Origin of the sequence: Sphingomonas cynarae, assembly GCF_039537815.1 — a bacterium.
GTDB lineage: Bacteria > Pseudomonadota > Alphaproteobacteria > Sphingomonadales > Sphingomonadaceae > Sphingomonas > Sphingomonas cynarae.
The window spans coordinates 134,970-147,390 of sequence record NZ_BAABBF010000003.1 but is presented as its reverse complement, the minus strand read 5'-3'; the positions used below and the strand labels follow the sequence as shown (position 1 = coordinate 147,390).

Sequence of the window (12,421 nt, the reverse complement as noted above, 5' to 3'; positions counted from 1 at the left end):
CGCCGGTCAGTAACCGGCGTCGCCCCCCGCGTCGAGACTGTCGAGGAACGCCGCCGCCTGTGCCCGCGTCGCGGCCTGTGCCTCCGGCGACTGTTTCGCCCAGGTGCGGTACGGCATCGCCATGCGGTGGTTGTCGGCCAGCCTGTCTTCGTGCCGCGCGATGAAATCCCAGTACAGCGCGTTGAAGGGGCAGGCGTCCGGCCCGATCCGCTGCTTCACGTCGTACCGGCAATGGCGGCAATAATCCGACATCCGGTCGATATAGGCGCCCGACGAGATATAGGGTTTCGACCCTACCAGCCCGCCGTCGCCGAACTGGCTCATCCCCAGCGTGTTGGGCAGCTCGACCCATTCATAGGCGTCGACATAGACCTCCAGATACCAGCGATGCACCGCCGCCGGGTTCGCGCCGATCAGCAGCGCGAAATTGCCCGTCACCATCAGTCGCTGGATGTGGTGCGCGTGCGCCGTCTCCATCGTCTGGCCGATCGCCTCCGCCAGACAGTGCATGTCGGTGTCGCCGGTCCAGTACCAGCCGGGCAGGGGGCGGTGGTGATCCAGGAAGTTGCGGTCGACATAATCCGGCCCCTCGCGCCAGTAGATGCCGCGCATGAACTCGCGCCAGCCGATGATCTGGCGGATATAGCCCTCCACCGAATTGAGCGGCGCGCGACCGGCGCGATATTCCGCCTCCGCCCGGCGGCACAGGTCGAGCGGGTCGAGCAGTCCCGAATTGATGTAGGGGCTGAGGATCGAGTGCCACAGGAACCGCTCGCCGGTCAGCATCGCATCCTCGTAATCGCCGAAATGCGGCAGCGCGTGGGCGAAGAAGGCGGCGGCCTGTCGCTCGGCATCCTCGGCGGTCACGGCATAATCGAATCCGTCGAGCGAGCCGGGGTGATCCGCGAAACGGGCCTCCACCAGATCGATCACCGCCTGCGTGATCGCATCGGGGGGGAATATGTGGGGCCGGGGCATCAGCAGGTCGCGCGCCGCCGGCTTGCGGTTCTCCTTGTCGAAGTTCCAGCGCCCGCCGATCGGCTTGTCCCCCTCCATCAACAGGTCGGTGCGTCGGCGCATCAGGCGATAGAAATACTCCATCGTCAGGCTGGCGCGATCCCTGGCCCAGTCGGCGAAGTCGGCATGGCTCGCCACGAAACGGGTGTCGGCACGGATATCGACCGGCAGGCCGAACAACGTCTCCCAGCTGTCGAGCATCGCCGCGACGCGCCACTCGCCCGCCTCCGTCACCACGATACGGTCGGGTGCGTGGCGGGCGATGGCGCGGGCGATCTCGCCGGTGAAGCTGTCGGCGGCATCGGGATCGTCCAGCCTGACGTAATCGACGGTCCAGCCGGCTGCGGTCAGCGCGGCGGCGTGATGCCGCATCGCCGACAGGATATAGACGATCTTCTTGCGGTGGTGGCGCACATACCCGGTCTCGTCCGCCACCTCCATCATCAGCAGCACGCTGTCGGCGGGATCGGCACCCGCAAGCGCCGATAGGTCGGGCGACAGCTGGTCGCCCAATATCGGGATCAGCGTTTTCATCGCGGTCCGTACCTCCTACATGGTCGGGAATGACCCCTATGCACCTCGGCCAGACCAGCGCACTGCCCGCCTCCCCCGAAGCGGCGGTGCTGGATTATGTTCCCAACCCGCGCCCCGGCCGCACCTATCTGGTGCGCTTCGCCGCGCCCGAATTCACCTCGCTGTGCCCGGTGACGGGACAGCCGGACTTCGCGCATCTCGTGATCGACTACGTACCCGGCAAGACCATCGTCGAATCGAAGTCGCTCAAGCTGTTCCTGGGCAGTTTCCGCAACCATGCCGCCTTTCACGAGGACTGCACCGTCGGCATCGGCGAGCGGCTGTTCGAGGAGATGCAGCCGCGCTGGCTGCGGATCGGTGGTTACTGGTATCCGCGTGGCGGCATTCCGATCGACGTGTTCTGGCAGTCGGGAATTCCGCCCGCCAGTTGCTGGCTGCCGGATCAGGGCGTCGCGCCCTATCGCGGGCGGGGCTGAGCATTCGGCCGCTATCGGCGACACATCTTGCTGCACCGCGTCACAATAGTGAAACTTTCTGATCGCTGAACGGTTTATCGGGGAGATAGGGCGGTGGTGTATCCATGCGCCCATACCCGACAAGAGGAACGGCGATGGTGGTATCGGTGGAGGCGGCGGCAATCAGGCATCTGGCGTTGATCGGCAATTTTCTGCCACGCCAGTGCGGGCTCGCGACCTTCACGACCGATGTCTACACCGCGGTGCGCGATCGCTTTCCCGACGTTCAGGTCGATGTCTATGCGATGGACGACCATGTCGGCCGCTATGACTATCCCGATGCGGTGGTCGGCACGATACCCGAACAGGATTTGTCGGCCTATCTCGATACTGCCCGGACGATCGAAGCGAGCGGCGCACAGGCGATCTGGATCCAGCACGAATACGGTATCTATGGCGGCCCCGCCGGCGAACATATCCTGGCGCTGCTGGACCGCACGACGTTGCCGGTCATCGTGACGCTGCACACCGTGCTGGAGAAGCCGAGCGCGGACGAACGTCGCGTGCTCGAAGGGCTATTGCGCCGTGCCGCCAAGATCATCGTGATGGCGGAGCGGGGACGTGACATTCTCCAGCGCGTCTATGGCGCCAATCTGCGGCAGGTCGTGATGATCCCGCACGGCGTGCCCGACCGGGCCCTGGTCGATCCCGCCACGGTCAAGGGCCGGTTCGGCTGGCAGGGGCGGCAGGTAGTGCTGACTTTCGGTCTGCTCGCCCCCAACAAGGGGATCGAGACGATGATCGCGGCCTTGCCGGCCGCCGTCGAGCGGCATCCCGATCTGCTGTACGTGGTGTTGGGCGCCACCCATCCGAACCTCGTCGCGCATGAGGGCGAGAAATACCGTGATCGCCTGAAGGGGCTGGCGGTGCAGCATGGCGTGGCGGACAATGTCCAGTTCATCGATGCTTTCGTCGAGCATGACGAACTGCTCGGCTATCTGGAGGCCGCGGACATCTATGCGACGCCTTACAGCAATCCCGCCCAGATCACGAGCGGAACGCTGTCCTACGCGGTCGGTATCGGGAAGCCGGTGGTTTCGACCCCTTACGTCCATGCCACCGAAATTCTCGCCGATGGGCACGGCGTGCTGGTCGATTTTGGTGATGTTGCCGCCTTTGCGCGCGAGATCGATGCGCTTCTTTCCAACGACCGTGACCGGCACCGGCTTGCGGCCCGTGCCTATGCGCGCGGTCGCACGATGATCTGGCCGCGACTGGCCGAAGCGACGATGCGGGAGACCGAGGCGGCGGTGGCCGGCCGCCCGCGACGCATCGCCAAGCCCGTTCCCGGGCTGAAGGCGCTGGTCCCCGATTTCGCCGCGGTCGAACGCATGAGCGATTCGACGGGCATGTTGCAGCATTCGATCTATTCGGTGCCCGATCGTCGCCACGGCTATTGCATCGACGACAATGCCCGCGCACTGATGCTGGTCAGTGCGATCGCGGACATGGATGCGGTGGCGCGCGACAAATGGACGACGATCTACGCCTCGTTCGTGCAATATGCCTGGAACCCGGACAAGCGCCGTTTCCGCAATTTCATGAACTTCGACCGCACATGGTGCGAGGACGAGGGGTCCGAGGACTCCAACGGCCGCACGCTCTGGGCGCTAGGTGTCACGGCACGCGACGCGCGCGATCCCAAGCATCGCGACTGGGCGAGCGCCATGTTCGACACCACCGGCAGCATCGCGTTCGATCTGGGATCGCCGCGTGCGCAATCCTTCGCGATGCTGGGGGCGGCGGCGATGTTGCAGGCGAAGCCCGGGCATGAACTGTCACGTTCTATCCTGCAGCGCTTCCCCGACATGCACCTCCAGTTGCTCGAAGAGACGCGGCGGCCCGAATGGCAGTGGTTCGAAATCGTCCTCGCCTATGACAATGCCCGTCTGCCGGAAGCGCTGATCCGCGCCGGACAGGCACTGGACCGCCGCGATCTGATCGAATGTGGCCTGTCGACGCTGGACTGGATCTGCGCGCGCCAGACCTCGCCCGAGGGCCGGTTCCGGGCGGTCGGCACCGAAAGCTTCAACCGCCCCGCCTATTCGCCGCCCCTGCAGTTCGACCAGCAGCCGCTGGAAGCGCAGGCGACGGTCGATGCCTGCATCGCGGCCTTCGAGGCGACCGGCGATGCGCGTTGGGTGCAGGAAGCGGAGCGCGCCTATGGCTGGTTCATCGGCCTCAACGACCTCGACCTGCCGCTTGCCAGCCCGGCTGACGGCGGTTGTTTCGACGGGCTGATGCCGACCGGACTCAACCGAAACCAGGGTGCGGAGTCGATCCTGGCGCTGCAACTTGCGAATTGTGCGATTTCGGGGCTTTCGCAACGCCCTGTCTCCGTGGCAGGGACATCCCGCGTCGTCGCATAGCCTCGCTTGCGATGGCCATGACGGCCACTCACGGACGAGGCGATGTTCCTGCGATGAATCTGGTCAATCACGAACTACGGTTGCATGCCGATCCGTCACGGGTGGTGGTGCGGCCCTTCCATATCGCGTGGGGCGGCAGCGGCGGCACGCCGAGCCGCACCGAGCGGCTGGTTGCCGAGGTATTGAAGATGACCCCGGCCGAGGCGCGAGAGCAGCTGGAAGTGGTGTTGAAGGATTTCGAGGCGCGCCATTGGCAGACGCGTCGTGTCTTCATGACCCGTTACGACGAGATCGAGGAACTGCTGAACCTGAACGGAGAGGAGATCGGCGACGAGAAGCGGCAGCTGATCGGCGCCTATTTCTGTCATGAATACAGCTATGCCGCCGCGGCGCTGATGAACCCCAGCGCGGTGCCGCATTTCGACCAGTCCGGGATGCCGCCGGGTTCCCTGCGTATCCTGATGTCGATGCGGGCGGTGGGTGAGGGGCATATCTCATCCGTCGCCTTCCGCGAGGGGATCATCACCGACGGCAACCAGATGAAGCTGGCGCCCGAGCCGCCCTTCGCCACCGCCACCGACGCGGTCGGCACCGATTACGAAACGATGCCCGAAGGCCCGATCACCGTCTATCGCCACCGCGATTCGACGTTGTCGGGCACGGTGATCTTCCCGATGACCGGCGCCCAGTCCAAGGGGCTGGAGGATTTGCGTATTGTTCATTTCCAGCATGACGACGGCAGCTGGGAATGGATCGGCACCTATACCGCCTATAACGGTTCGCAAATTCAGTCCGAACTGATGCGCACGCGTGATTTCCGGGCGTTCGATCTGGTGCCGATGACGGGCAATGCCAGCCGCAACAAGGGCATGGCGCTGTTCCCGCGGACGATCGACGGCCAGTATATGATGATCGGCCGGTCGGACGGGGAGAATCTGTTCCTGCTGAAGTCCGACGACCTGACCCACTGGGATGACGGCGCGAAAATCCTGACGCCGGAATATCCGTGGGAACTGGTGCAGATCGGCAATTGTGGCCCGCCGATCGAACTGGACGAGGGCTGGCTGCTGCTGACGCACGGCGTCGGCGCGATGCGCAAATATTCGATCGGTGCGGTGCTGCTCGACAAGCGCGATCCCGCCAGGGTGATCGGCCGGATGCAGCAGCCCCTGCTGTCGGCAAAGGATCAGGACCGCGAGGGCTATGTCCCCAACGTCGTCTATTCGTGTGGCGCGATCCGCCACGGCGACCGGCTGTTCCTGCCTTATGGCATCGCCGACAGTTCGATCGGGTTCGCCTTCGTCCCGATCGCGGATCTGCTCGCCGCCATGTGACGCGTCGTGGACCGGCCCGGGTTCGAGGGGGCCGGTCTATGAAGTGTCAGATCGACATCCGGCGGATTCTATCGGCTTCGATGGTCGCGCTAGGCTGATCAGCGATGACCGCATGATCGCCAAGCACCGCGACGATCTCGCACGCCATGGCGGCAAGTGCCGTCGTTTGTGTTCGGGACAGTGCATGGCGGGGCGCCCCGTCGAACACGCACAGGGTGCCGAGCGGCAGTCCCTGCGTATCCAGCAACGGCGCGCCGGCGTAGAAACGCAGTACAGGATCATCCAGTACACTGGGGTTCCCGGCGAAACGGACATCATGCTCGGCGTCTTCCACCACGAACACGTCGTTCGGGGTCATGATCGCATGGCCGCAGAATGAGGTTGCGCGTCGATAGACGCCGGGCTCAATCCCCTTCGTCGCGATCAGATACTGCCAGTCGCGGAACACGATCGAGATCGCGGCCATGCTGGTATCGAACAGGGCACTTGCCCGATCGACCACCGACTGTAATTCGGCCACCCCGGTGGCGTTCAGCGCGTCGGACCGGATCACGGCAGCCTCGCGGACTGCCTCGTTCGCCGGTTCGGGCGCAACCTGATAAATGCTGATACCCATCGCCGTGGCGCCCCATATGACGAGACGAAACCATAGCTGAAATGTTACGACAATGCAATTACGTCTCGATAGCAAATGCATTATGGATCATATAACAACCAATTACAGGTATATTGATACGATTTGCTTTTATAGGTCAGCATCACGTTCCAGCCATTGGTCGCTTGCTTGATCAATGCCGGGTAGCACGGGCCGCCTGGCGATATAGTGTTGCGATCAGGGCAAGGAACAGGATCGTCCCGCCGATCGCGCCGGGCACTTCCCAGCCGGCACCGACCAGTGCCAGCGGTGCATCGCTGCCCGTGGCATAGACGATCCCTGCGAACGCCACGCCCCACAGGCTTTCGCCGACGATCATGCCCGTCGCCGCCAGTACACCCATCCGCTCCGCCGCCTCCGGATCGGCGCTGCGTCTGGCCCAGCGGTCGTATACCGCACCGATCGCCGCACCGACCACCACGGTCAGCGTCACCGACATCGGCAGATAGACGCCCAGCCCCACGCCCAATGGCGGCAGCCGCAACCGCCCGGCCCGTCCCAGTCCTTCGTCCAGCACCACCAGTACCGCCCCCGCCAGCGCGCCCCAGCCGATCATCGCCCAGTTCAGGTCACCGCCCAGCACCCCCTTCGCCAAGGCGGAGATCAGGGCCGCCTGTGGCGCCGCCAGTGCGTTCGGTCCCGCGCCCGGCGCCCCGACGAAGCCCAGCGTCGAGCCGAGCAGGTTGAGCACGGGCGGCACCACCAGCGATCCGAAGATCACCCCCAGCACCAGCGCCACCTGCTGCTTCCACGGCGTCGCGCCGACCAGTTGGCCGGTCTTCAGGTCCTGAAGATTGTCGTTGGAAATCGTCGCCACGCCGAACACGATGCCGGTGACGATCAAGGCATAGGCGACCAGCGCCTGCGTCGTATCCGGCGGAGTGCCGCGCCCGAAGAATCCGACCAGCAACAGGCTGGCGGCCAAAACGGAAAGGATGCCGATCCCCGATACCGGGCTGTTCGATGCGCCGATCAGCCCGGCCATGTACCCGCACACCGCCGCGATCACCAGGCCGACGACGACGACGAACAGCAGCGCCCCGGCGATCAGCGCCACCGCCGATCCCGCCAGCGGTCCACCCGCGATCACCGACCACAGCAGCACCGCGATCGGCACCAGCATCCCCAGCGACACGAGCGCGACGAGCCCGATCGGCAGATCGCGTTCCGCCTCCGCGATGATCGCGCCCCCGGCCCGCGCCTGCGACGCCGCGATCGCGGACCGGATACCGCCGATGACGGGGCCGATGATGCGGAGCAGCGTCCAGATCGCCGCCACCCCGATCACGCCCGCGCCGAAGAAGCGCACGTCGCTGCGGAACACCCCGCCCGCCCATTCGGCCAGCGTGGCGGCGGGCATCGGCGCGGCGGCGGTCAGGATCGGCAGCACGATCCACCAGCCCAGCAAGATCCCGACCAGCATCGCGCACCCCACCGATAGGCCGACCAGATGGCCCGCGCCGATCAGCGCGAACGACAGGCCGCCGGCGATGCCGGTCGCGCCCGCCCCGGCCCGGAACCACATCGTCGCCTCCGCCGCGACCAGCCGGGTCTGGGTCAGGATCGCGAACCCGCCGGACGCCAGCGCGCTCCACACGATCGTCCACAGTCCGCGCGCGCTTTCCGCCGCGCCCTCGCGACTGCCCGCGCCCACCTTCAGCACTTCGGCGGCGGCGCGCCCCTCGGGGTAGGGCAGGGGGCTGTCGATCACCAGCGCCCGGCGCAGCGGTACGGAGAACATCACCCCCAGGATGCCGCCGGTGGCGGTGATCGCCGCGGTCGTCAGATAGGGGAAGCCCTGCCACCACCCGATCATGACCAGGCCGGGCAGCACGAAGATGATCGCCGCCAGCGTGCCTGCCGCCGACGCCACCGTCTGGACGATGTTGTTCTCCAGGATCGTGGCGCCGGGCAGATAGCGCAGGATCGCCATCGAGATCACCGCCGCCGGGATCGAGGTGGCGAAGGTCAGCCCGACCTTCAGCCCCAGATAGACGTTGGCGGCGGTGAACAGCAGCGTGATCAGCCCGCCGAGCAGGACGCCGCGCAGCGTCAGTTCGGCGATCGGGCGGGATGTGGTCGTCGTCATCGAAACAGCATGGCGGCAACGCGGGCGCTTTGCAAAGCCGCCCCGCTCGCCTAGTCGCAACATTCTATCAAGGGGACGAGCGACGATGGCGGAAGCATTGCGGGTGGCACTGGCCGGGCTGGGCACGGTGGGCGGCGGCGTCGTCCGGTTGCTGGACGCCAATCGCGACCTGATTACCCGTCGTGCCGGCCGCGCGATCGAGATCGTCGCGATATCCGCACGCGACCGGACCCGGGATCGCGGGATCGACCTGTCGCGCTTCGCCTGGGTCGACGATACCTCGGCGCTGGCGACGCATCCCGACGTCGATGTCGTGGCGGAGATGATCGGCGGTTCGGACGGCCCCGCGCTGACGCTGGCACGGGCCACGCTGGCGGCGGGGCGTGGCCTCGTCACCGCGAACAAGGCGATGCTGGCGCATCACGGCCTCGAACTGGCCGAGGCGGCCGAGCGCGCCGGTGCCGCGCTGAAGTTCGAGGCGGCGGTCGCCGGCGGTATTCCGGTCATCAAGGGCTTGCGCGACGGCGCGGCGGCGAACGAGATCGCCCGCGTCTACGGCATCCTCAACGGCACCTGCAATTTCATCCTGTCCAAGATGGAAGCGGAAGGCCGCGACTTTGCCGAGGTGCTGGCCGAGGCGCAGGCGCTGGGCTTCGCCGAGGCGGACCCGACCTTCGACATCGACGGCATCGATGCCGCGCACAAGCTGTCGATCCTCGCCAGCGTCGCGTTCGGCACCCGACCTGCGTTCGGCGATGTCGTCGCGCAGGGCATCCGCCACGTATTGGGCGCCGACATCGCCGAGGCGGCGGCACTCGGGCATCGTATCCGGCTGATCGGGCTGGCGGAATCCGGGCCGGACAACACAGGGACGGGCGGACTGTTCCAGCGCGTCCATCCGCATCTCGTGCCGCTCGATCACCCGTTGGCGCACGTCACCGGATCGACCAACGCGGTCGTCGCGGAGGGCAACTTCGTCGGCCGCCTGCTGTTCCAGGGGGCAGGCGCGGGTGAGGGGCCGACCGCCAGCGCCGTGGTCGCCGACCTGATCGATATCGCGCGCGGCGAATATGGTCCTCCCTTCGCGATGCCCGCCGCCTCGCTCACCATGCCCCGCCCGGCCGACAGCGGCGAGCGGCGCGGCCGCGCCTATGTCCGTTTCATGGTCGAGGACCGGGTCGGCGTGCTCGCCGAGATCGCCGCGGCGATGCGCGATGCAGGCGTATCGATCGAAAGCCTGATCCAGCGTGGCGCGACGCAGGACGGGCGGGTGCTGGTCGCGATCGTGACACATGACGGCCCGGAACGCTGCGTAGCGCAGGCGCTGGAACGGCTGCGCGGTTCGCAAAGCGTCGCCGGTCAGCCGCTATGGATGCCGATTCTGGGGTAAGGGGGCTTTCGCCTTCCCGGACGAATGCCGCTCTTTGGCACAGCTACGCATCGCCTCACCGGGACCACCGGTGAGGCAGCCATGTTCGAACAGGCTTGCGGTGATTCAGGGCAGCAGCCGGCCCTCGCTCGATATGCGGGGCGGATCGTCCAGCGAGATGGCGACGCGGCCGGATTTGTCGGGCTTCCTGCCGAACGCGCGTTTCAGGCCGCCGATGGCGTCGCCGATCAGCATGCCGGGATTGGTTGATTCGCCCGGCCGCTCGCAACAACTGTCCGGATCGATCAGCTTGCCCACCAGCCGGATTGCGGCGGTGCCTGCGCCGAATATGTCGACCCCCGCCTGACACCCCCTCAGGGCACAGGCCCCGGGGTCTCCCGCATCGAGCGCGGCGCGAGGATCACCGGTCGGTCTGCGCGGACCATCGGGCGGGCCACGTTCGTCGGGCAGGGGCAGGCGTGGCTTGTCCGGCGTGCCGCAGACGACGATTTCCCCGTCGACCCCGTCGGGGCAATTGCTCAGGACGATCCTTTGCGGCGGCGTACCGGGAGTGCGCGCGGCGGGCAGCGGCATCGCCGGGGTGGCGACCTGACCGGCGGCGAGCAGCAGGGCGAGGGCGATCATCGTCACGGTGCCAGCTTGCGCGCGCCGCCCAGCGCGGTCTTGCCGCCACCGCTGGTCATCGTCACGCCGACGAAGCCGCAGCTGACCATGATGGCGCGGCGTTCCTGGCAATTGTCGGTCTTCGCCAACAGCCGGTGACGTTCCGCCGCGACCCCCTCATGGCGCGGGTCACCGGGTTCGTAGACGACGAACGGTACGCGAAACCGGTCGGCGCGGCGCCGCCCGCAGACGGTGATGTCGGTGGTATCGGCGGCGGCGACGCATCGCTGCTCGGCCGCGGTCAGCGTCCGCGCGGAACGGACCAGCGCATCCACGTCATCGATCAGGGCCAGCATCAATGGTAGCATAGAGCACCTCCCGATCCGATGTCTGGCCCAGGAATGTGGCCGAAACGGGTCGGCCGGTAAAGCGGCGAAGATGTGGGGAGGTTCAGGCCACCGGCGGGACACCGAGCCGGCGCAGTTCGATCGCGGGGCAGCGGTCCATCACCACCTTCAGCCCCGCGGCCTCGGCGCGCTCGGCGGCGTCGTGGTTGATGACGCCGAGCTGCATCCACACCGCCTTTGCACCCGTCGCGATCGCCTGATCCACCACCTCGCCCGCGGCGGCGGAATTGCGGAAGATGTCGACGATATCGATCGGGTCGCCCAGTTGCGCCAGGTCGCGGAACACGAATTCGCCATGAACGTGTTCGCCGGTGATCTGCGGATTGACCGGGATCACGCGGTAGCCGTGGCGTTGCAGCGCCGCCATCACCCCATAGGAGGGGCGGTTCGGCCGGTCCGACGCGCCGACCAGCGCGATGGTACGCGCCCCGGCGAGCAGATCGTGGATATCGGCATCGGTGGTCAACGGCATGGCTGCGCTTCCTTCGGTCCTCTGCGGCGATCGTTTTACCGGGCCGCCAGCCATTCCGCAACGCGGGTGGCCAGCCCTGCGAAGATCGTATCGTCCGGCTCCCATGCCGGGGGGCGGCCGGCATCGGAGGCGGTGCGGATCGCCAGCTCCAGCGGCACCCGCCCCAGGAACGGGATGCCGAGTTCTGCCGCCGCGGCCTCCGCCCCGCCCCGCCCGAACGGATCGGAATTCTCCCCGCAATGCGGGCAGCGATAACCGGCCATGTTCTCGATCAGCCCGATGATCGGCACGTTCGCCTTCACGAACAGGTCGATCGCGCGGGTGGCGTCGATCAGCGCCAGATCCTGCGGGGTCGAGACGATCACCGCGCCGGTCGGGCGATGCTTCTGCACCATCGTCAGCTGCACGTCGCCGGTGCCGGGCGGCATGTCGACCACCAGCGTATCCGCCGCGCCCCACGCGCCTTCCACCAGCTGGCCGAGCGCGCCTGCCGTCATCGGCCCGCGCCATGCGATCGCCCGGCCCGGCTCGACCAGCTGGCCCATCGACAGCAACGGCACGCCATAGGGCGTGGCGACCGGAATCAGTTGCTGTTCCAGCGCCTGTGGCCGGGTGCCCTCCGCACCCAGCAGTCGCGGTTGCGAGGGGCCGTAGATGTCGGCATCCACCATCCCCACACGCCGGCCGCGCCGGGCGAGGGCGATGGCCAGGTTGGCGGCGATCGTCGACTTGCCGACCCCGCCCTTGCCGCTGGCCACTGCGATCAGCGCGCGACCGGTGCGTTCCGCCGTCACGATCACCCGCGCACCCGGCGCGGCGGCATGTACTGCGGCCTCCAGCGCGTCGCGGGCGGCTGGGGACAGGCCGGTGGCGTCCAGCACCACCCCCATCCGCTCGCCATCCATCCGCACCGTCGCGCGGTCACCCGCCACCGCCGCGATGGCGGTCGTCATCCTGTCTTTATCGGCCATGTCCGCGCAGATAGGCATACAGGTCCCGCTTGGCACTGTTTTTCGCGCGTCAGCCTTCCTATACA

11 protein-coding genes are annotated in these 12,421 nt (G+C 67.0%); 4 read left to right on the top strand and 7 right to left on the bottom strand.

Features of this window, described 5'->3' with window-relative positions; genetic code table 11:
* Positions 1 to 6: 6 nt before the first annotated feature.
* Positions 7 to 1,551: a cryptochrome/photolyase family protein gene (locus tag ABD719_RS07350; protein ID WP_344692715.1), complete on the bottom strand. Its 1,545-nt coding sequence runs from the start codon at positions 1,549 to 1,551 to the stop codon at positions 7 to 9.
* Between the two features lie 29 nt (positions 1,552 to 1,580).
* Between ABD719_RS07350 and queF the strand changes: the two genes are divergently transcribed.
* The 3 genes from queF (at position 1,581) to ABD719_RS07335 (ending at position 5,769) form a co-directional block, all read left to right on the top strand.
* Positions 1,581 to 2,027 (top strand): preQ(1) synthase, encoded by a 447-nt coding sequence (gene queF, locus ABD719_RS07345; protein WP_344692714.1) that lies wholly within the window; start codon positions 1,581 to 1,583, stop codon positions 2,025 to 2,027.
* A gap of 134 nt (positions 2,028 to 2,161) precedes the next feature.
* On the top strand, positions 2,162 to 4,435 hold the full coding sequence (locus ABD719_RS07340; RefSeq protein WP_344692713.1) for a glycosyltransferase family 4 protein: 2,274 nt from the start codon (positions 2,162 to 2,164) through the stop codon (positions 4,433 to 4,435).
* A 53-nt stretch (positions 4,436 to 4,488) separates the two neighbouring features.
* On the top strand, positions 4,489 to 5,769 hold the full coding sequence (locus tag ABD719_RS07335) for a glycoside hydrolase family 130 protein (protein WP_344692712.1): 1,281 nt from the start codon (positions 4,489 to 4,491) through the stop codon (positions 5,767 to 5,769).
* Between the two features lie 46 nt (positions 5,770 to 5,815).
* Here ABD719_RS07335 and ABD719_RS07330 read toward each other — a convergent pair whose 3' ends face one another.
* Together ABD719_RS07330 and ABD719_RS07325 are read right to left on the bottom strand one after the other, a co-directional pair.
* The gene (locus tag ABD719_RS07330) at positions 5,816 to 6,385 is read right to left on the bottom strand and encodes a GAF domain-containing protein (RefSeq protein WP_344692711.1); all 570 of its coding nucleotides are present in this window, start codon (positions 6,383 to 6,385) and stop codon (positions 5,816 to 5,818) included.
* A 172-nt stretch (positions 6,386 to 6,557) separates the two neighbouring features.
* The gene (locus ABD719_RS07325; protein ID WP_344692710.1) at positions 6,558 to 8,513 is read right to left on the bottom strand and encodes an OPT family oligopeptide transporter; all 1,956 of its coding nucleotides are present in this window, start codon (positions 8,511 to 8,513) and stop codon (positions 6,558 to 6,560) included.
* Between the two features lie 85 nt (positions 8,514 to 8,598).
* Here ABD719_RS07325 and ABD719_RS07320 point away from each other — a divergent pair, with 85 nt between their 5' ends.
* A complete protein-coding gene (locus ABD719_RS07320) occupies positions 8,599 to 9,903 on the top strand; it encodes a homoserine dehydrogenase (protein ID WP_344692709.1) in 1,305 nt (434 codons plus the stop codon).
* 105 nt (positions 9,904 to 10,008) lie between these two features.
* Here ABD719_RS07320 and ABD719_RS07315 read toward each other — a convergent pair whose 3' ends face one another.
* The 4 genes from ABD719_RS07315 to ABD719_RS07300 form a co-directional block, all read right to left on the bottom strand.
* On the bottom strand, positions 10,009 to 10,533 hold the full coding sequence (locus ABD719_RS07315) for a hypothetical protein (protein ID WP_344692708.1): 525 nt from the start codon (positions 10,531 to 10,533) through the stop codon (positions 10,009 to 10,011).
* Positions 10,530 to 10,874 (bottom strand): hypothetical protein, encoded by a 345-nt coding sequence (locus ABD719_RS07310; protein ID WP_344692707.1) that lies wholly within the window; start codon positions 10,872 to 10,874, stop codon positions 10,530 to 10,532. Before ABD719_RS07310 ends, ABD719_RS07315 begins: the two co-directional genes overlap by 4 nt.
* 82 nt (positions 10,875 to 10,956) lie before the next feature.
* Positions 10,957 to 11,385: a CoA-binding protein gene (locus tag ABD719_RS07305; protein ID WP_344692706.1), complete on the bottom strand. Its 429-nt coding sequence runs from the start codon at positions 11,383 to 11,385 to the stop codon at positions 10,957 to 10,959.
* A gap of 35 nt (positions 11,386 to 11,420) precedes the next feature.
* Positions 11,421 to 12,338 (bottom strand): Mrp/NBP35 family ATP-binding protein, encoded by a 918-nt coding sequence (locus ABD719_RS07300; RefSeq protein ID WP_344692705.1) that lies wholly within the window; start codon positions 12,336 to 12,338, stop codon positions 11,421 to 11,423.
* Positions 12,339 to 12,421: the final 83 nt, after the last annotated feature.

Bases quoted from the DNA above. Each gene is read 5' to 3' on its own strand.
- ABD719_RS07300 (WP_344692705.1), bottom strand. From the start codon at position 12,338: ATGACGACCGCCATCGCGGCGGTGGCGGGTGACCGCGCGACGGTGCGG.
- ABD719_RS07335 (WP_344692712.1), top strand. From the start codon at position 4,489: ATGAATCTGGTCAATCACGAACTACGGTTGCATGCCGATCCGTCACGG.
- ABD719_RS07320 (WP_344692709.1), top strand. From the start codon at position 8,599: ATGGCGGAAGCATTGCGGGTGGCACTGGCCGGGCTGGGCACGGTGGGC.
- ABD719_RS07350 (WP_344692715.1), bottom strand. From the start codon at position 1,551: ATGAAAACGCTGATCCCGATATTGGGCGACCAGCTGTCGCCCGACCTA.
- ABD719_RS07330 (WP_344692711.1), bottom strand. From the start codon at position 6,385: ATGGGTATCAGCATTTATCAGGTTGCGCCCGAACCGGCGAACGAGGCA.
- ABD719_RS07325 (WP_344692710.1), bottom strand. From the start codon at position 8,513: ATGACGACGACCACATCCCGCCCGATCGCCGAACTGACGCTGCGCGGC.
- queF (WP_344692714.1), top strand. From the start codon at position 1,581: ATGACCCCTATGCACCTCGGCCAGACCAGCGCACTGCCCGCCTCCCCC.
- ABD719_RS07340 (WP_344692713.1), top strand. From the start codon at position 2,162: ATGGTGGTATCGGTGGAGGCGGCGGCAATCAGGCATCTGGCGTTGATC.
- ABD719_RS07305 (WP_344692706.1), bottom strand. From the start codon at position 11,385: ATGCCGTTGACCACCGATGCCGATATCCACGATCTGCTCGCCGGGGCG.
- ABD719_RS07310 (WP_344692707.1), bottom strand. From the start codon at position 10,874: ATGCTACCATTGATGCTGGCCCTGATCGATGACGTGGATGCGCTGGTC.